Annotated in this window: 15 protein-coding genes; 2 read left to right on the forward strand and 13 right to left on the reverse strand. The window is 62.0% G+C overall.

The features are described 5' to 3' along the window. Positions 1-270: 270 nt before the first annotated feature. The gene (locus ACVWYF_RS10110; protein WP_457067397.1) at positions 271-2,526 is read right to left on the reverse strand and encodes a cytochrome c biogenesis protein CcdA; all 2,256 of its coding nucleotides are present in this window, start codon (positions 2,524-2,526) and stop codon (positions 271-273) included. Positions 2,527-2,810: 284 nt separating this feature from the next. Here ACVWYF_RS10110 and ACVWYF_RS10115 point away from each other — a divergent pair, with 284 nt between their 5' ends. After that, positions 2,811-4,127 carry a hemolysin family protein gene (locus ACVWYF_RS10115; protein ID WP_457067399.1) on the forward strand — a complete coding sequence of 439 codons (1,317 nt, stop codon included), beginning with the start codon at positions 2,811-2,813 and terminating at the stop codon, positions 4,125-4,127. A 59-nt stretch (positions 4,128-4,186) separates the two neighbouring features. Here the strand turns inward: ACVWYF_RS10115 and ACVWYF_RS10120 are convergent, their stop codons facing one another. The 7 genes from ACVWYF_RS10120 to accD all read right to left on the reverse strand — a co-directional run bounded on the left by ACVWYF_RS10120 (position 4,187) and on the right by accD (position 9,987). Continuing rightward, the gene (locus tag ACVWYF_RS10120) at positions 4,187-4,702 is read right to left on the reverse strand and encodes a gamma carbonic anhydrase family protein (protein ID WP_457067402.1); all 516 of its coding nucleotides are present in this window, start codon (positions 4,700-4,702) and stop codon (positions 4,187-4,189) included. A gap of 111 nt (positions 4,703-4,813) precedes the next feature. Further along, a complete protein-coding gene (locus ACVWYF_RS10125) occupies positions 4,814-5,797 on the reverse strand; it encodes a radical SAM protein (protein ID WP_457067404.1) in 984 nt (327 codons plus the stop codon). A gap of 104 nt (positions 5,798-5,901) precedes the next feature. Then, complete coding sequence (locus tag ACVWYF_RS10130) at positions 5,902-6,675, reverse strand: endonuclease III domain-containing protein (RefSeq protein ID WP_457067407.1); 774 nt, start codon at positions 6,673-6,675, stop codon at positions 5,902-5,904. Between the two features lie 123 nt (positions 6,676-6,798). Next, positions 6,799-7,515: an OmpA family protein gene (locus tag ACVWYF_RS10135; protein WP_457067410.1), complete on the reverse strand. Its 717-nt coding sequence runs from the start codon at positions 7,513-7,515 to the stop codon at positions 6,799-6,801. Positions 7,516-7,738: 223 nt separating this feature from the next. Then, entirely contained in the window at positions 7,739-8,014 is a 276-nt protein-coding gene (locus ACVWYF_RS10140) for a YMGG-like glycine zipper-containing protein (RefSeq protein ID WP_457067413.1), read from the reverse strand. Between the two features lie 205 nt (positions 8,015-8,219). After that, positions 8,220-8,933 (reverse strand): OmpA family protein, encoded by a 714-nt coding sequence (locus ACVWYF_RS10145; RefSeq protein ID WP_457067415.1) that lies wholly within the window; start codon positions 8,931-8,933, stop codon positions 8,220-8,222. Between the two features lie 145 nt (positions 8,934-9,078). Continuing rightward, complete coding sequence (accD, locus tag ACVWYF_RS10150; RefSeq protein ID WP_457067417.1) at positions 9,079-9,987, reverse strand: acetyl-CoA carboxylase, carboxyltransferase subunit beta; 909 nt, start codon at positions 9,985-9,987, stop codon at positions 9,079-9,081. A gap of 373 nt (positions 9,988-10,360) precedes the next feature. On the opposite strand from accD, the gene ACVWYF_RS10155 reads away from it, so the two are divergent. Further along, positions 10,361-11,380 (forward strand): OmpA family protein, encoded by a 1,020-nt coding sequence (locus ACVWYF_RS10155; RefSeq protein ID WP_457067420.1) that lies wholly within the window; start codon positions 10,361-10,363, stop codon positions 11,378-11,380. Between the two features lie 99 nt (positions 11,381-11,479). On the opposite strand, the gene ACVWYF_RS10160 is transcribed toward ACVWYF_RS10155, so the two are convergent. The 5 genes from ACVWYF_RS10160 to ACVWYF_RS10180 form a co-directional block, all read right to left on the reverse strand. Further along, on the reverse strand, positions 11,480-14,251 hold the full coding sequence (locus tag ACVWYF_RS10160) for a TonB-dependent receptor (protein WP_457067422.1): 2,772 nt from the start codon (positions 14,249-14,251) through the stop codon (positions 11,480-11,482). A gap of 594 nt (positions 14,252-14,845) precedes the next feature. Next, the gene (locus ACVWYF_RS10165) at positions 14,846-15,853 is read right to left on the reverse strand and encodes an MBL fold metallo-hydrolase (protein ID WP_457067425.1); all 1,008 of its coding nucleotides are present in this window, start codon (positions 15,851-15,853) and stop codon (positions 14,846-14,848) included. Between the two features lie 122 nt (positions 15,854-15,975). Continuing rightward, positions 15,976-16,674 (reverse strand): SGNH/GDSL hydrolase family protein, encoded by a 699-nt coding sequence (locus ACVWYF_RS10170; RefSeq protein WP_457067427.1) that lies wholly within the window; start codon positions 16,672-16,674, stop codon positions 15,976-15,978. A gap of 70 nt (positions 16,675-16,744) precedes the next feature. Continuing rightward, positions 16,745-17,587 (reverse strand): maleylpyruvate isomerase N-terminal domain-containing protein, encoded by an 843-nt coding sequence (locus ACVWYF_RS10175; protein WP_457067430.1) that lies wholly within the window; start codon positions 17,585-17,587, stop codon positions 16,745-16,747. 184 nt (positions 17,588-17,771) lie between these two features. Further along, on the reverse strand, positions 17,772-18,911 hold the full coding sequence (locus tag ACVWYF_RS10180; protein WP_457067432.1) for a cystathionine gamma-synthase: 1,140 nt from the start codon (positions 18,909-18,911) through the stop codon (positions 17,772-17,774). Positions 18,912-18,955: the final 44 nt, after the last annotated feature.

Consider the following 18,955-nt stretch of genomic DNA (forward strand, 5'->3'; position numbering starts at 1 on the left):
GGCCACGGTGCTAAGTAAGAACCTACTAGTGCTTGAAACAGGGCTGATATTTCGGTAATGTTACACGCTAAGTTCTTCACAAAAGGAAACCTCCTTTTGTTATGGCCGTGGTTGGATACGGAGGAGAAGAGGGGAAAACGAGGCCGCGCATCTGGGTGGGTGCGCTCCTCACACTTGTGAGAGGCGGCCTCTGGGTGGGGGCCGCCTCTTCGTGTTTTCAATCGTTTGGGGTTTGTTGCTGCTACCGCCACAGGACTATCCAACTGATTTTCAGCGCGCCGCCACCGGGCCGCGCTGATTGCGAAACTGCTTCGAGCCAGTTTGCAGGAAGGCGCTGAATTGCGCCACGTCGGGCTCATAGGCAATAGGCGTGACCAAGGGCTTATTGGTTGCATCGTCGGCATCCAGAATCACATAGTAGGGCTGCGCATTGATGCCGTACTGCGTTATCTGGAGGTCGGCGTTCTGCTTGCCGAGGGTGGTTTTCAGCTGGTTATCGTGGGTGGAGGTGTACCACTCATTTTGCGGCAACTCGGTTTTATCGTCCACGTACAGGGCCACCACCACGTAATCGTTGCGGAGTTGGGTGAGCACTTGCGGGTCGCTCCACACGGTGGCTTCCATCTTGCGGCAGTTCACGCAGGCGTGGCCGGTGAAATCGACAAAAATGGGTTTGTGCTGGAGCCGGGCCACGCGCTTGGCCTGCTCCAGGTCGAAGTAGCCGTCGAGGTTGTGGGGCAGTTCCAGGAAGTCGCCGAAGCGGGGCATTTCGCGGGCAGCGCTGGCGCTGGTGGCCACGGCGGGCGCGGTACCGCCTTCAGCCGATGCCACCGAGAAATCGTGCTTGCTCTGGGGCGGCAGGTAGCCGGCCAGCAGCGGCAACGGCGCGCCAAACAGGCCCGGCACTAGGTACACGGTGAAGGCGAAGGCCAGCACGGCCATCAGCAGGCGGCCCACGCTGAGGTGGTCGAGGGGTGAGTCGTGCGAGAGGCGAAACTTGCCCAGCAGGTAGAAGCCCAGCAGCGCCGAAAGCACAATCCAGAGCACAATGTATACGTCGCGGTTGAGCAGGTGCCAGTGGTAGGCCAGGTCGGCGGTGCTCAGAAATTTCAGGGCCAGCATCAACTCGATGAAGCCGAGCACGACTTTCACCGTGTTCAGCCAGCCGCCGGAGCGGGGCAGGCTTTTCAGCCACGACGGGAAGATGGCGAACAGCGTGAACGGCAGCGCAAACGCCAGCGAGAAGCCCAGCATGCCCACGATAGGCGTAATCCGCTCGCCGCGCGCGGCCATGCTCAGAATGCTGCCCACGATGGGCGCGGTGCACGAAAACGACACCACCACCAGCGTGAGGGCCATGAAGAAGATGCCGGCCCAGCCGCCTTTATCGGCCTGCGCATCCACCGAATTCACAATCTGGTGGGGCAGAGTAATTTCGAACAAGCCCAGGAACGAGAGGCCGAACACCACGAAAACCACGAAGAAAATCAGGTTCGGAATCCAGTGCGTGGCAATAAGATTGGGGCCATCCTCGCCTAGCAACACCGACACGAGCACGCCCATCAGCACGTAAATACCGATAATGCTGGCCCCATACACCAGTGCCTTAAGGATGCCGCGCTGGCGGCTGTCGTTGCCGCTTGTGAAGAGCGAAACCGTCATCGGCACCATTGGAAACACGCAGGGCGTGACCAGCGCGGCCAGTCCGAAGGTGAAGGCCAGCAGCGCGAAAGCCCACAGGCCGCCGGCTTTGTTCACGGGGTCGACAGCAGTGGCAACGCTGGCCACGGCGGGGGCAGGCGCTACTTTGACAGCGTTGGCTTCGGCCGGGGCAGCGGCAGCTGGTGCGGCGGCCAGGGCTGGCGCAGTATCAGGACCAGTTACGGCGACGGGAACAGCAGCGGTTGCGGCGGGAGTAGCAACCGTTGCGGCCGTAGCGGCGGGCGTGGTCGCGGCAGCCGGAGCGGCGGCGATGGACGGGGCAGCAGAAACCGAAGCAGCGGGCGATACAGCCCCGGTGGCTTTGGCCGGTGCAGCGGCTGTGCCGGTCACGGTCAGCGGGCCGAATTTTAGAGTTTCGCTGCCGGGCACGCACTTGCCGTCGACGGTAGTGCAGCTTTGGTAGTCGGCATCGGCCGCGATGGTGAGCGGGCCGGGCTGGAGGATTTTGATGCGCTGGCGCATCTGGCCGGTTTTTTCCCAAAAGGCTACTTCGCCCTTGAAAACTTCGTCCTGCTCGTGGTGCGATTTGATGGCTTGCAACTTGCCCACCAATTCATAGGCCGGGCTGGGCTTGAACTTGAGGGTGAACACCACAGGGCCGACCTCATCGCTGAAATCCGAGGCATAGAGGTGCCACTTATCGTCGATGCGGGCGTTGATGATGAGCTCGACTTCCTCGCCCACTTTAGCGGTGGGCTTGCTTAGGGCGGTGCTTAGGTGGGTGGGCGTGAGAATCTGGGCGGTAGCTGAGCCCATCAGGCCCAGCCAGAGCAGCACCACAGGCAGTATCCGAAAATTCTTCATTAGTAGTTGAATGACGCGTTATTATTTGCCACGCCTGGCTTCTTCCTAAGCGGCAAAGGGCCGCTTTTGGGGCAGTTGCAGCGGTTACACTGGTTGGGTAGTCGCCGCGACCTGCTATTTCTTACACCCGCTTCAGGGCACAAAATTACGCCCCGGTGAATGACAAACCGGTGAGTTAAAAGTTCAGCACGCCAACCACCTGCGCCAAACTGCGTACTTTTGACCTACAAAGGCTCCCAGACCGACCGCGTCGCGGGGCCGCCGACATGGGTTTAAAAATACTTTTGACCGTTTTCCTGGTTTTGGTGAACGGCTTTTTCGTGGCCGCCGAATTCTCGCTAATTCGCGTGCGCCTTTCGCAGTTGGAGATTAAAGCCAAGGAGGGCAGCCGGCTGGCCGGCCAGGCCCTGGGCGTGCTGCACAAGCTCTACGATTATCTTTCGGCCACGCAATTGGGTGTCACCATTGCATCGCTGCTGCTGGGCGCGGTGGGCGAAGAGCTGTTCACCGAGATTTTTCTGGGCTTCCTGCCGCGCTTAGGCCTGCCCATTTCGGCCCTCACGGCGCACAGCCTGGCCGTGGGCATGGGGCTGATTGTCCTCACGTTCATGCACGTTTTGTTTGGCGAGCTGTTCCCCAAGGCGCTGGCCATTCAGCGGCCCGAGGCGGTGAGCCTGGCCCTGGTGCTGCCGTTGCGGGGCTTTTATTTCATCACCCGGCCTCTCACTTGGTTTCTCTCCAAAGCCAGCAACCTGCTGTTGGGCGCGGTGGGCATCCAGAATGTGCATGGCACGGAGGCGCACACGTCGGACGAACTGCGCCTGCTGCTCGACCAGAGCAAGGAGAGCGGGGAGATTCAGGACTCTGAGCACGAGCTCATTGAGAACGTGTTCCAGTTCAACGACCGTATGGTGAAGCAGATTATGGTGCCTCGTACCAAGCTCTCCGCCCTCGATTTGAACGCGCCCGCTGAGCAGCTGCTCGACGTTATTTTCAGCGAAGGCTTTTCGCGGATGCCAGTTTACGAGGGCAACATCGACAATATCGTGGGTGTGCTCAACGTGAAGGACCTGCTGCCCATCATCCGGCGCGGCGAGGCCGTGGACCTGGCCCGCATCATGCGCCCGCCCTACTTCGTACCCGAAACCAAGAAAATCAACCGCCTGCTGCGCCAGTTTCAGCGCAAGCACATCATCATGGCCATCGTGAGCGACGAGTTTGGCGGCGTGTCGGGCATTGTGACCATGGAGGACATCATGGAGGAGTTGGTGGGCGAAATCCAGGACGAGTACGACAACGAGGTGCCCGTGGTGGAGAAAGTGGCCGAGGACGAATACCGCGTGAATCCCGCCACGCCCATCTCCGATGCCAACGAGTACCTCCCCTACCCCCTGCCCGAGGGCGAGGACTACGAAACCGTGGGCGGCCTGCTCAACGTCATCTACGGCAGCATTCCGGAAGTGGGCGACGTGGCCGTGCTCGACCCCTACGAATTCCGCGTGCTCCAACGCTCCCGCCGCGCCGTGGAGCTGGTGCAGCTTCGCATCACCACCCCGGCCGAGCGCGAAGGGCCACGCGGCGAGCTGAGCGACGAGGTGTAATTCCGTTATAAATTTAAAAGCAAAAAGCCCGTTTGATTACTCAAACGGGCTTTTTGCTTTTAACCCTGAAGCCAACTGGCGTAGGTTTGATAATTGGCGGCGGTGCGCTTCAAGCCTTCCCGCTGGGTTTCCGTCACGGGCTTGATTTTTTTGGCGGGCACACCGGCGTAGAGAAAGCCCGGCTCGCACACGAAATTTTCCAGCACTACGGCCCCGGCCGCGATGATGCAGCCGGTACCCACCACGGCGTGGTCCATCACGATGGCTCCCATGCCGATGAGCACGTCGTCCTCCACGGTGCAGCCATGCACCAGCGCCCGGTGTCCGATGCTGACGCGGCTGCCGATGCTCAGCGGGGCCTGCTGATAGGTGCAGTGCAGCACGGCCCCGTCCTGGATATTGGTTTCGTCGCCGATGCGGATGCTATGCACATCACCACGAATGACAGCCGTGAACCAGACGGTGCAGTTATTCCCCAACACCACATCGCCGATGATGGTGGCGTTGTCGGCGATGAAACAGTCGGCGGGAATGGTGGGCGCGATGCCGTGAACGGGGAGGATGAGGGCGGGCATAGAACAGAGTGTTAAGGGCGGGGTAGAGACGCATATTTGCGTCTTGTCGTTGAGCGGTGACGGACGGACCACACCCAAATGGCGCGGACGACGAGACGCAAATATGCGTCTCTACACCCCAATCAGGCGCTTCCAGGTCCCCTTTTCCCAGTTATACTTGAGGGTGCTGGGCAGCGCCTGCCAGAAATACTTGCTGGTTTCCACCGCGAAGCTGGGCTGCATGTAGCAATTGATGGTGCAGCCCTCGCAGGCCGGCAGGCGGCCTTCGAGGGCGGCCAGGCGCTGGGTTTCGGGCGCGTTGTAAAGGTCGTACAACTTGCCGTCGATGGGGAATTTCTGCTCGCCGAGGTGGTAGCAGGGCAGCACCAATTCGTTGCTGGGCGAGATGACCAGCGTGGTGCTGGCGGCCCGGCACACCGGCGCGGCCACGTGGTTGCCGCCGTCGCGCCGCAGCTCGATGAAGGCTTCGTTCAGGTACACGCCCTTGCGCTTGCCGAAAGCGGAGAGGTAGTCCAGTTCCTCGGGGGTGAGCTGTTCGCCGGTTTCCACATCGCCGTATTCGAAGGCGGGATTGAGGATGAGGACGAGGCCGTTGGGCTGGGTGATGTCGCGGTACACGGCTTCCAAATCCGCCAGGTTTTTGCGAAAGACGGTGAAGAGGATATCCGGCCGTTCGCCCAGTTCCTTGGCTACGCGAATGCTTTCGAGCACGAAATCATAGCAGGCCACGCCCCGGCCCAGGTCGTGCGTGTCGCGGTCGGCCGAGTCGAGCGAGAAGTGCAGCATATCGACCAGCCCGCGCAGCTTCTCCGCGTTTTTGGGATAAAGCAGGCCATTGGTCGTGACGGTGGTAATGAAGCCCAGCTCCCGCGCCAAGGCCAGAAACTCGGGCATTTGCCGGTGCAGCAGCGGCTCGCCGCCGGTGAAGTCGATAACGGACACGCCCAGCCGCTTGAGGTCGCGCAGGTTGCGGTCCACGTCTTCGAGCGTGATGTAGGGCGAAGGCTTCTCCCAAATGTCGCAAAACGCGCACTTCGCATTGCAGCGGTACGTGACGTAGTAGTTGCAGAGGACGGGGTGCTTGACGAGGCGCATGGCGCAAAGGTACACGCGGGCCGTAGCGCGAACTTTTAGCTCGCGTCCCCGCGCCATTCGAATGGCTTTAACGGCGCGGGGACGCGAACTAAAAGTTCGCGCTACTAATGCGGTAGCTTGCCCCAGGCGGCGGGGTCCCACTCCGTGGGCGTGGCCGCCAGCGCCTCAGCCGTAGCTGCCCCGAAATGCTCCTGGTAGTAGTTGCAAAAGCCTTTCAGCGGGCAGCGGGCGCAGTTCGGCTTCAGAAAAAAGCAAATCTGCTGCCCGTGCCAGTAGTTGTGCTTGTGGAAGTTGAACAGCGTTTCGGCATCGGCCGGCAACAGGGCCAGCAGCACGCTATGCGCCTTCTCCACCGATACTTTCGGCCCCAGAAAACCTACCCGCTGCGCCACCCGATGCACATGGGTATCAACAGGCAGTACCGGCTTGTGGTAATTGAATAACAGCAACAGCGAAGCCGTTTTCAGTCCGATGCCGGGCATTTCCGTCAGCCAGGCCATGCCTTTTTCCGTGGGCCAGTCGGCCAGAAAATCAAGGTCGAACGGCCCGCCCGTTTCGGCCCGGATGCGGCGCAGGATTTCCTGAATGCGCGGGGCCTGGGTATCGGGCCAGCGCGTAGTCCGGATGGCGTGGGCCAGGTCGGCGGTGGGCGCGGCCTCCACGCCGGACCAATCGCCAAAGGCTTCCAGCATACGGTCGTAGGCCAGTTCCTCGTCGGCGTGAGTGGTGCGGTGCGAGAGCACCGTGGAAATGAGCTCCCGCATGGGTGTGCGGCGCGGTTCGGGCGGCAGGTGGCCGTAGAAATAGTCTAGAATCTGATGGTCGGCCCAGGCTTTTTCGGCGGCGGGCGAGGCGTAGGTAGCGTCGGGAGAAGGCATGGCAGGGTGTACCGGTTAGCACGGGCCAGGGTTGCTACGGTGGCGCTTTGCTCCCAGTCAGGCACAAAAAAACCGGCAACCACAGGCTGCCGGTTTTTCAATTTTTGCTGTGAAGCAAGACGATTACAGCTGGCCTTTTTTGGCGGCCTTCTGCATTTTGTCGTTGGCGAAGATGGCTACTTCTACGCGACGGTTAGCGGCTTTGCCAGCGGCGGTAGCGTTGTCGCCCACGGGCTGGGTGGCACCGTAGCCGGTGGCCGTGATGCGGGCCGCATCCACGCCCTGGCCCTGGATTTCGTTCGACACCGCTTGGGCGCGACGCTCCGAGAGGGGCTGGTTGATGGCATCCGAACCCGAGCTGTCGGTGTGGCCTTCGATTACAACATTGGTATCAGCGTATTTTTTCAGCGTGGTAGCCAGCTGGTCAATGTTGCCAGCAGCTTCTGGGGTCAGGCTCGACGAGTTGGTGCCGAACAGGATGCCCGAAGCGAAGGTAATTTTGATGCCTTCGCCTACGCGCTCAACTTTAGCACCTTCTAGGTCACGACGCAGCTCAGCAGCTTGCTTGTCCATTTTGCGGCCGATGAGGGCACCCGCCGTGCCACCTACCACAGCTCCGATGATGGCACCTTTGGCCGTGCCCGACTTACCGCCAATCAAACGACCGGCAACGCCGCCAGCCACCGCGCCACCCAAACCGCCAATGAGGCCGCCTTTGAGGGTTTTGCTCATGCCTTTCGGCTTATCCGTCGAAACGGTGGTAGACTGGGCCTGGGCAAAGTTGTTTACCAACAGCAGCAGGGCCAGCAGGAACGTGAGGGAAGAACGAAGAAATTTCATGTTTAAAAAAGGGTTTGGATAAAAAAGGCCGGCGAAAAGTCGTGGCTTGTGAATAGGCCGGCAAGTACGCTATTTGCAACCACCTTGCCAAACTATTCAGGCCCAACCAAAGCCCCTGCCCGACCAACTACCCGGCGCAGCCCATGGGCCACAAAAAAACGGCTCTACCACCAAGGCAGCGCCGTTCCCTGAGCCATATGCACCGGCGGCGCCGGCCCAACGGCTACTTCTTGTTGTGGTAAGCATTGTAACGGGCCGGGTCCTTTTTCTTGTCCTTATTGCGGCCAATCAGGCCCCCACCGATGACGCCGGCCGCTCCACCAATCAGGGCCCCCTTGCCGCCGCCAATCACGGCTCCGGTCACGGCACCCGCGCCGCCACCAATGGCGGCCCCTTTGGCCTTGTTGCTCCAGCCCTTTTTGGGCGTTTGGGCCTGGGCGCTACCAGCCAACATGAACAGCGCAATAATCAGCAGGAAATACGATTTGAAGGTTTTCATGACGAAATCAATTAGAAAATGAAAACGAATTACAAGGTTTAAACGAGGGCTAATTCGCCGGGGTTGTGCCGCCGGCAAGATTATTCCAAGGCACAAAACGTCAATGAAATAAATAAAAAAAGCCGCCAAAAAAGGCGGCCTTTTTCAAACCCTGTTACGGGCATTTGTTCCGTTAAACAGCTGGCTATAGCACCAACATTGAAGCTTACAGACGGCCTTGCTCGGCAGCCTTTTTCATCTTATCGTTGGCGTAGATGGCAATTTCTACGCGACGGTTGGCCTGCTTGCCTTCCATCGTGGTGTTGTCGCCCACGGGCTGGCTCGAACCGTAGCCCTGGGTGGTTATGCGGCTCGACGAAACCCCTTTGGCGATGGTCGAGTTAGCCACGGCCTGGGCCCGGCGCTCGGACAGGGGCTGGTTGATAGCATCCGAACCTGAGTTGTCGGTGTGGCCTTCCACCAGCACGTTAGTGTCGGGGTACTTCTGCAGAATGGCAGCCATTTTGGTGATGTCCGACTCCGAAGCCGGACGCAGCGTGGCCGAGTTGGTATCGAAGAGGATGCCCGAGTCGAAGGTGATTTTGATGCCTTCGCCTACGCGCTCAACTTTGGCGTTCTGCATGTCCTTTTGCAAATCTTCGGCCTGCTTGTCCATTTTGCGGCCGATGATAGCGCCGGTGGTACCACCCGCAGCAGCCCCTACGATAGCGCCGATGGCCGTGCCTTTGCCGCCGCCCAGCAGGCCGCCTACCACGCCGCCCAGTATAGCCCCGCCGCCCGCGCCCAGCAGGCCGCCCTTGGCCGTTTTGCTCATACCGGTTTTACGGGCTCCGGTTCCGTTGTTAGTCGAGAGGTCGGGCTGCGTGGAGCTGGCTTGCTGCGAAGTGGCGCAGGAGCTGAACAGCAGTACGAAAGCCATCAGAACAGAAAGAAGGGATTTGGAGGTGTTCATGTGAAAATGAGGAATTGGTGAGGTTGTTTTCGGCCCTTATACGGAAAAACCCGCTCCGGGGCCGGAAACGGGATTTTCAAGAAGTGTGCCGAAAATGAAAAAGGGCTGTGCTTTATTGCTGGTGCGCCTTGGTGGTGGCGCGGCGCGGCGCGGGGGCGCTGGCGACCGCCGCTGGCGCGGGCTGCAGCATGCCCAGCAAATCGGCCAGGCGCTGCTTCAGCTCGCGGCGGTCCACGATGAAATCGAGAAAGCCGTGCTCCAGCACAAATTCGGCGCTCTGGAAACCCTTGGGTAGGTCCTTGCCGATGGTTTCCTTGATAACGCGCGGGCCGGCAAAGCCAATGAGCGCGCCGGGCTCGGCAATGTTAAAATCGCCCAGCATGGCAAACGAGGCCGTGACGCCGCCCGTGGTGGGGTCAGTCAGTAGCGACACGTACGGAACGCCGGCTTCGCTCAGCAGGGCGAGCTTGGCCGATGTTTTGGCCATTTGCATCAGCGAGTAGCCGGCCTCCATCATGCGCGCCCCGCCGGAGCGCGAAATCATGAGGAACGGCGTGCGGGTTTGGCGGGCGTAGTCGATGGCGCGGGCAATTTTCTCGCCCACCACCGAGCCCATGGAGCCGCCGATGAACTTGAAATCCATGGCTGCTACCACCAGCGGCTGGCCGGCGCTTAGTCCGTGGGCGGTCCGCACGGCGTCTTTCAGGCCTGTGTTGCGCTCGGTAGCCGCCACGCGCTTGGGGTACTCCTTGGTGTCCACAAAGTGCAGCGGGTCGCCGGAGGTGAGGTTGGCATCAAGCTCCGTGAATTCGCCTTGGTCGAAGAGAAACTCGAAGTAGTCGGCCGCATCGATGCGGTCGTGGTGGTTGCAGTTGCCGCACACGTACAGCAGGCGCTTGTGCTCGGCCATGGTGGCCACGGTTTTACATTCGGGGCACTTGTACCAGAGGCCGTCGGGAGTCTCTTTTTTCTGGTCGGTGGGGGTCACAATACCCTTTTCTACGCGCTTGAACCAGGCCATATTTAGTTAACTAGTAGCTGCTAGCGAGAGGCTATCGGCTTGAATTTTTAGGTAGGAAAGCCGCCGGCTTCGGGCATACGGCGGCCATTTGGGGGGTGCCAAAGATAAGCCATAACTGCGGCCTTGTTTTGCAAATTGCTTTGCGGCAGCAGCCTGGCGCACGGTGCATCGGCCGGCGGCCGGCGGGCGGAGCAACGGGTGTGTTCAAACGGTGCGGCCAGGCGGTTCGTTCGCATTCCCCTTTGCGCAGGTTCCAAAACCCACCCGGAAGGCCCCTGTACTGGGCCAGACGCGGGTTAGGCGCTACCTTGCCTCGCCAACGCGGCCGGGCAGTCCGGCCGCCGATGGCCCGGCGTTGCGCCTTTTTATCCCCGTGAAAACCTTCTCCCCCGCCCTGCTGGGCCTCTGCCTGCTGGCCGCTCCGGTGCTGAACAGCTGCGTAACGGCCAAGAAATACGACGACCTCAGCGCCCGTCAAAAGGCCGATGCTGAGGGCAAAGCCGCCGTCGAGCGCCAGTACCGTGGCGCCACCGCCGAGCTGCAAAAAGCCAGCGACGAGCTGGCCCAACTCCGCCTCACCCAGAAGCGCCTCGTGACCGACTCGGCCGAAACCGGCAATGCCTACCGCAAAACCCGTAGCCTCTACAACGAGCTGAATAACAGCTACGATAAGCTCCTCAAAAACAGCGACCGGGAGCTGGCCAATAAGTCCTCCGACTATAATAAGGTAGCCAAAGACCTGGCCCGCCGCGAAGCCGAGCTGGGCGACCTCGAAACCACCCTCCAGAAAAGCAAAGCCAACAACGACCGCCTCGCCGCCGACCTGCAAACCCGCGAAGTCCGCCTCACCGAGCTCACCAAAGCCCTGGCCGACAAGGACCAGGCCGTGGCCGACCTGAAGGCCCGCGTGAGCAAGGCCCTGCTCAGTTTCAACAGCAGCGACCTGCAAGTGAAGCTGAAAGATGGCAAAGTGTACGTGTCGCTTTCGGAACAATTACTGTTCAAATCAGGCTCCACTAAAGTGGACCCCAAGGGCCAGGAGGCACTGAAAAAGTTGGCCACCGTGCTCCAGGAGCAGAAAGACGTGAACGTGGTGGTGGAAGGCCACACCGATAACGTGCCCATTCTGCGCGGCACGGCCGGCATGACCGATAACTGGGACCTGAGCGCCCTGCGCGCCACCGAAATCGCACGCCTGCTTACCACAGCGGGCGTGTCGCCGGAGCGCGTCACGGCCTCGGGCCGCAGCCAGTACGTGCCCGTGGCCCCCAACGACTCGCCCCAGAACAAAGCCATGAACCGCCGCACCGAAATCATCCTCACGCCCAAGCTCAACGACCTGTTTCAGATTCTGGATGGGAACTCCAGCACGCCGGCTCCGGCCGGGAAATAAACCCGTGCGCTTCAACTCAAAAAAAGCCCGGGCTGAATCAGCCCGGGCTTTTTTGATAATTGGTTTAGTCGGTCAGAAAACTTACGTATGCCCGACTACCTAGAACGACACGTTGACGCGGCCGAAGTAGAACGAGCCGTTGAAGCCGAACTGGTTGGAGCCGTAGGGGAAACGGCCGCGGTTGGTGCCGTCCAGAGTGGAGTAGGCCAAGCTTTGCTCGTTGTTGTTAGGGTCCTGGTAGAGGCGGTCGGGGTAGACGTTGAACAGGTTGTTCACGCCCACGCTCAGGCCGATGTTCTTGATAACCTGGGCACTGATGGTCAAATCCGTTACCCATTTGGCCGAGAATGTCTGGTCGATGAACGAGCGAGTGGGGTCGGCGTCCTTGGTCTGCACTTCACCAAAGCGCACGGTGCGCAGGTTCAGGCCGAAGATTTTGTAAGTGTAATCGGCGCTGAGGTTGATTTTGCTGCGGGGCTGGCCGTTTTCGAGGCGGGCGCGCTGGGAGCGGTCAAACAGCGTGTTTTGCAGGCTGGGGTTATTGTCGATGGTACTGGAGCTGTTGAAGCTGCGCACCACGGTTTCGTTGAAGTTGGCGGCGGCCGTCAGGGTCAGGCGGCTGTCGGGACCCAGGGTGAGGCGGTCGTTCGCCACAATGTCGATGCCCTGGGTGCGGGTATTCACGGCATTGGCGAAGAACTGCACGCCCTGCACCGGGTTCTGGCCGGGGCGCGGGTTGGCCGTGAGGATGGCGGCCACCACCGGATTATTCCGGCTGAACTGCGACGAGAGCACGATGCGGTCGCGGATGTCAATCTGATACGCATCCACGGTCAACGTAATGGTTTTCAGCACGCGGGCCGTGAGGCCGAGGCTGTAGTTGGTCGATTTTTCCTGCTTCAGCGAGCCAATGCCGAAGGCTTTGGTGATGGCATCGTCGTTGTTGGTAGTCAGCACTTCACGCAGCTCGCCGCTGGTGAACTGGGTGCTGGAGTTGGTGAAGTAGCGCTGCTGGAGCGAGGGTGCCCGGAAGCCGTTGCTGAGCGCCCCACGCAGGGCCAGGCCATCGAGAATGCTGTAGCGGGCGGCCACTTTGCCGCTCACGTTGGAGCCGAAGTCGCTGTAGCGCTCGGCGCGGCCGGCCACGTCCACCAGCAGCTTGTCGGTCAGGTCGCTCTCCAAATCGACGTAGCCCGACACGTTGTTGCGGCTCTGGTTCAGCGCATCAGTCGGCCGGTAGCCGGCAAAACCCTGCGAGCCGGCGGCAGCGGGGCTGCCGTTCACCTTGCGGTCGCCGAGAATGTAGGAACCGGTTTCGCCGGCATTAATCTGGAAATTATCCACCCGAAACTCGCCGCCAAACGCCACGTTCAGCGTGGCCAGCGGGCCGGCTTCGATAAACTTGCGGGTGAAGCCCAGGTTGGTGGTGTTCTGCTGGAAAGCCAGCTCGCCGGCGTAGAAGCTCGTGGGGCTGGTGCCGGCCGGCAGCGAGGCGTTCAGGGTATTGTTAATGTTGTATTTAAGGGCGTTGCGGCCGTAGGTGTTGCTAAGGTCGGCGGCGAAGCCGAACACCTTGCCGCGCAGGCCCACGATGGCCGAACCATCGTTCACGGTGCTGTTGATGAAGGGCAGAAAGCCGTTGGGGTACAGGCTGGCATAGGTCTGCGAAACGGCCGTGGGCAGGCGGTAGAGCGCCCCCGACGAGCCCGTGCGGCGCGTGAGGCCGCCCGCAAAATACGCTTCGAGCCCAATGCTGGGGGCCAGCGTGTAGGCCGCGTTCACAAAGCTGCCGTAGGTGCGGGTATCGGAACTGCCGACGCGGATATCGCGGCGGTTGAAGCCGTTCTGAGCCACCAAGGCATTGTCGCGGGTTTTCAGGTCGATTTTCTGCTGGTCGGTGAGACCCGCGGGGTAGGCTCCGCCGCTGGTGCCCAGGTAAATGAGCGGGGCCGTATCGAGCCCGCTGCGGTCCACGTAGCTGCGGTTCGAGAACTGGCCGCTCACGTTCACAAAACCCCGGTGATTGAGGCCGAAGCCCAGGTTGGCATCGGCCTGAAACAGCTGGCCGTCGCTCTTGGCAGTCTGGCCGGTGGTGCTGCTCACGCTGATGCCGGTGGTGTCGTCCTTCAACTGAATGTTGATGACGCCGGCAATGGCGTCGGAGCCGTACTGGGCCGCCGCGCCGTCGCGCAGCACCTCAATCCGCTTGATGGCGGCGGGCGGAATCACGTTCATATCGGTGCCCACCGAGCCGCGCCCGGGCGTGCCGTTGATGTTGACGAGGGCCGAGGTGTGGCGGCGCTTGCCGTTCACGAGCACCAGCACTTGGTCGGGGCCGAGGCCGCGCAGGGTGGCGGGGTCCACGAAATCGGTGCCGTCGGTCACGGTCTGGCGCGTGCTTTGGAACGAGGGCGCGATGTAGGTCAGAATCTGGGTAACGTCGGTCTGGGCGTAAGCCTTTATTTCGCGGGCCGAAATCACGTCCACCGGCGCGGTAGTGAGTATGTTGGAGCGGCCCTCGGTGGCGCGCGAGCCGGTGACCACCACTTCGTTCAGTTCGGTCTGGTTGGCGGCGAGGCGAATTTCGAGGGTCGTGCGGCCGTTCAGTGGCACGGTTTGGGTGAGCGAGCCCACGGCGGAAAAGACCAGCGTGGCCGCGCCCGGCACGTTATTGAGGCTGAAACGGCCGTCGCCGTCGGTGCTGGTGCCGTTGGTAGTGCCTTGCTCCAGCACGGTCACGCCGGGCTGGGTCTGGCCGGTGGCGTCGAGCACGCGGCCGGTTACAGTGATATTTTGAGCCCAGGCGGCGGCGGTGTTCAGCCACAGGAACAGCGCCACTAGCCCGATTCGGGTAGTTGTGGGGTGTATCATACTAAAAAGGGGAAGTAAAAAAGGGGTTGCGGCAACCCTAAAAGCAGGTTTTCAGCCGGATTAACCCAGAAAAAAGAAAAGCCACGGTGTGCTCTGGCCAGAGCGGCCCACGAAGCAGCTCTACCTGGCAAGGCACCAATAAATTCAATAAATACTATATACCAGAAATACCCAACCGGGTTGCTCCACACGCCACCGGCAACGCGGCGGCTACGGCATCGGAGTCAGGCACCCGCTTTTTCCTAGTCTGGCACTCAGCCGGCCGCCCGCCTGCCGGCTAATGCCCTATCCTAACAACAACAGCAACAGCACCCTACAGCAGCCGCGCACAGGGGTGCGGGCTGGCTGGCAAGGTTCGGAGAAAAGCTGGTGGGGGCCAGCCGGTTTCCCAATGGGGAGGCGACTGTGAGGAATTGTATCACGGGGCAAAAAACTAAAACCGGACTACCGGGCCACGGTCGCGGCCGGAATCGAGTGGGTATAAGCGGCAGGCGCGGCAATTGTTTACGGCCGCGCTTTTTTCGCCGACTGCTGTTACGTGATGGATGCTGCCAGCGCGCGTCTGCGGCGCACGGCCAGCAGCAATAGCCTGCTTTACCGCTCCCACCACCGCGAATTGAGCGGGCCGGCGGCTACGTCTACGCGCTGGCCAGGGGCGGGCAGCAGCAGCGGCACCTCGGGGCCGGCGGCTTCGAGCAGGCGCTGCACCGGCTGCTGCCAGGCATGGAAAGCCAGGTTGAACGTGCCCCAGTGCAGCGGCAGCAGCGGGCCGCCGCCCAGCAGCCGGTGGGCCGCCAGGGCGTGGTCGGGGCCCATGTGAATATCGGCCCACTCGGGGTCGGAAGCCCCGATTTCCAGCATCGTCAAATCGAAGGGACCGTAGGCCTCCCCAATCTGCCGGAAGCCCTCCTCGAAGGGGCCGGAATCACCGCCAAAAAACACCTTGTGCGTGGGGCCCAGCAGGCACCACGAGGCCCAGAGGGTATCATTGCGCGTCAGGCCGCGGCCCGAAAAGTGGCGGGCCGGCGTGGCCGCCAGCGTAAAATCGTCGCCCAATTTGGCCGTTTCCCACCAGCTGAGTTCGGTGATGCTGGCGGCGGGCACGCCCCAGCGGCGCAGGTGCGCGCCCACGCCCAGCGGGCAGAAAAACGGTACGTCCAAGCGGCCCAGCACCCGAATGGCGGCCGCGTCGAGGTGGTCGTAATGGTCGTGCGAGAGGATGATGGCGTCCAGCTTCGGCAGCTTGTCTAGGGGCAGCGGCGGGGCAAAAAACCGCTTCGGCCCCACCAGCTGCGAGGGCGACACCCGCTCGCTCCACACCGGGTCGGTGAGGAAACGGAGGCCGTCGATTTCGAGCAGCATGCTGCTGTGGCCCAGCCAGGTGGCGCGCAACGCAGCGGCCGGCACGGGAGCAGCCAGGGCGGCGGCATCAGCCCGGAAGGGACCAAGCGGCTTTTTGGGCTCCCGCTCGGCTTTCTCAAACAGCCAGCGCTTCATGAGCGCGCCGTAGCCGGAGGGCGGGCTCACGGTGGTGGGCACGGCATTTTGATAGATTTTGCCGTGGCGAACGGCTTGCAAGCGGGCGGAGGCTACTGGTTTCATCGAAAGCGTAGACGCAGTGACGGCCGCAATGTTTGATGCAGTGCCGGACTCACTTGGCTAAATAGCAGCTTTCCGGTCCGGCACCAACGTCAGCACTCGTCCCAGGTGTAATCCGCTGCCGCTCATTGCAGCTGCGCTTGCAGTACGGGCAACACCCGTTCGGCCCACTGCCGCATCTGGGCCTGGGAATAGTGCAGGCCGTCGCGGGTGAACTGGCTGCGGTCGGGCGCGGCGGCGCGGGTCAGGGGCGTGATGTCAATGTAGGCCACGCCGGCCTGACGGCATTCGTCCTGCGCCACAGCGTTGAACTGGTCGATTTCCTGGCCGATAGCCGCCGCATCGCCGTCCTGCTGCTGTCCAAACGGCGACTGGCCCCAGTCGGGAATGGACAACACCACGACCCGCCCGGGCCGCCCGCCCGCCAGGCCGATGGCCGCCCGCGCCAGCCCCCGAAACGCGGGGCGGTACCGGGCCACGCCCTGCCCCCGGTACTGGTTGTTTACCCCAATCAGCAGCGACACCAGCCCATAGGTCGAGGCGGGAGGGGCATCGGCGATGGTGGCTTGCAGCTCGGCGGTAGTCCAGCCGGTGCGGGCAATGATGGTGGGCGGCTGCACGGCCAGGCCCTGCTGCCGGGCCAGCGCCGCCAGCTGCACAGGCCAGCGGGCCGCCGCCGCCTCGCCCTCGCCGATGGTGTACGAGTCGCCCAGCGCCAGAAACGACACGCCAGGCACCGCAACGCCGGGAGCCGGCGGCGACAAGGCGCAACTGTTGCAGCAAAAAATCAGAAAAGTAACCAGCAGCGGGCGCAGCGACATCATAAAGGCAGTTTGGCGGTAAGCGGCACACGTACGCCACGCCGCCCACTACAGATTGCCCGCGCCCGCCCTACTACCCCATCACGGCCACCATATGCAGGGCAGCCAGGGCCAGCGCCTCATCGCCGGCCACCTGAGCCCGCTCCCGGGCCTCGGCCGCGCTCAGGCCCTTGGTGAACAGCTGCCACGCATCGGCTGGGGCCAGCGTGAGGGCGGCGGCCGGCGGGGTGGCCCCAGGCGGCTGCAAATACCAGCCCCCGGCGGCGCGGACCAGCTCCCAGGGGCCGCCCGCATTCCCGCTGATAACGACCTGGACGCGGGTGCCCACCGGCGCGGCCACCGCCCGGTAAGCGTGCGGCAGCCCGCGCATCAGGGTTTCGGTGAACGGCCGGAACAGCGCCGGCTCCATCAGCGGCACGGGCTGGCCCACGGCTGCGCGGATTTGCTGCTGGTGATGCCACTTCTCGGTGTAGTCGCGGGCAATGTGGAACCAGTTCAGCGACGCGCTTTCGCCGGCCCAGGCCACCGCAAAAGCCGCCGGAGCCCACAGGTCGAGCGTGTTCAGGTACGCCGTGTACTCGGCCCCCGACTGCGCTAACAGCTCAATCAATACCGCCGGGCTGAGGCGGCGAGCCGCCCGCACCCAGTCAGCATTCAGCCGGTTGAGGTAGGCCACGAGGCCGGCGTAGCTGGTATCCGCCGGCGCTTCGCCAAAGTGGCCGTCGCGCAGCATGGAGAGCGTGCGCAGGTTGCCATCGAGCAGGTGAGCGGCCACGTCCTGCACCGTCCACTCGCGGGCCAGGGTGGGCCGCTGCCAGTCCCCGGGCGCGAGGCTTCGCAGCAGCTCCAGCAGCAGCCGGTCCAGCTCCGGGAAGAGCGGCAGGGTAACGATGGGAACGGGCTGAACAAGTACCATTTTTCAATTAACTGATAAAAAAGAACGTCATGCTCATCTAGCATCCGCGTGGCCGAAGCACCTCCACCGCAATAGCAAATCCAATCGCAAGAAAAGAATTACTACCACAAGCGAGGTGCTTCGGCTACGCGGACGCTAGATGAGCATGACGTTCTTAAGGCCTTTTCAGAGCCTTTGAGAATTATTACCCGATGGCCTGGGCCAAATCCGCAATCAAGTCCTCGGCATCCTCAATGCCCACGCTCAGGCGGATGAGCGAGTCGCTGAGGCCCGATTTGCGGCGCTGCTCGGCCGGGATGCTGGCGTGCGTCATGGTGGCGGGGTGGCCGCTCAGGCTTTCCACGCCGCCCAGGCTCTCGGCCAAGGTGAAGTATTGGAATTTTTCCAGCACGGCAATGGCGTCTTCCTGCTTATCGCCTTTCAGGATGAAGGAAAGCATGCCGCCAAAGTCGCGCATTTGCTTGGCCGCCACCGCGTGGTTGGGGTGGTTTTCGAAGCCGGGCCAGTACACTTTTTCCACTTTGGGGTGCTGGCGCAGGTACTCAGCCACGGCGCGGCCGTTTTCGCAGTGCCGCTGCATGCGGATGTGCAGGGTTTTGAGGCCGCGCAGCACCAGGAAGCAGTCCTGGGGGCCGGGCGTGCCGCCGCAGGCATTCTGGTAGAAGCTCAGGCGCTCGTGTAGCTCGTCGTCGTTCACCACCAGCGCGCCCATCACGGTATCGGAGTGGCCGGCCATGTACTTGGTGAGCGAGTACATCACGATGTCCGCGCCCAGGTCCATCGGGGTTTGCAGGTAGGGCGTGCTGAACGTGTTATCGACGGCCAGCAGGGCACCGCATTCCTTCGCCACGGCCGAAGCGGCGGCAATGTCGATGATGTTCAGCAGCGGGTTCGTGGGCGTTTCGACCCAGATGAGCTTGGTTTTCTCGCTCACCACGGCGCGCACAGCCTCCATGTCGTGCATCGGCACGAAGTGGAATTTGATGCCATACGGCTCGTACACTTTGGTGAAGAGGCGGTAGCTGCCGCCATAAAGGTCGTTGGTGGAAATCACCTCGTCGCCGGGTTTCAGCAGCTTCATCACGCAATCGATAGCGGCCATGCCGGAGGCGAAGGCGATGCCGTGCTTGCCATTATCGAGCGCGGCCACAGCGGCTTGCAGCTGCGAGCGGGTGGGATTGTGGGTGCGCGAGTACTCGAAGCCCATGTTTTTGCCGGGCGAGGACTGCACGTAGGTCGAAGTCTGGTAGATGGGCGTCATGATGGCCCCGGTGGCGGGGTCCGGATGCACGCCGGCGTGAATGGCTTTGGTGGCAAATTTCATGGGTGAGCTATAGAAGTTGAGGGGCCGGATGGGCCGGCGGCAAA

It is taken from the genome of Hymenobacter sp. UYAg731, from assembly GCF_054061335.1.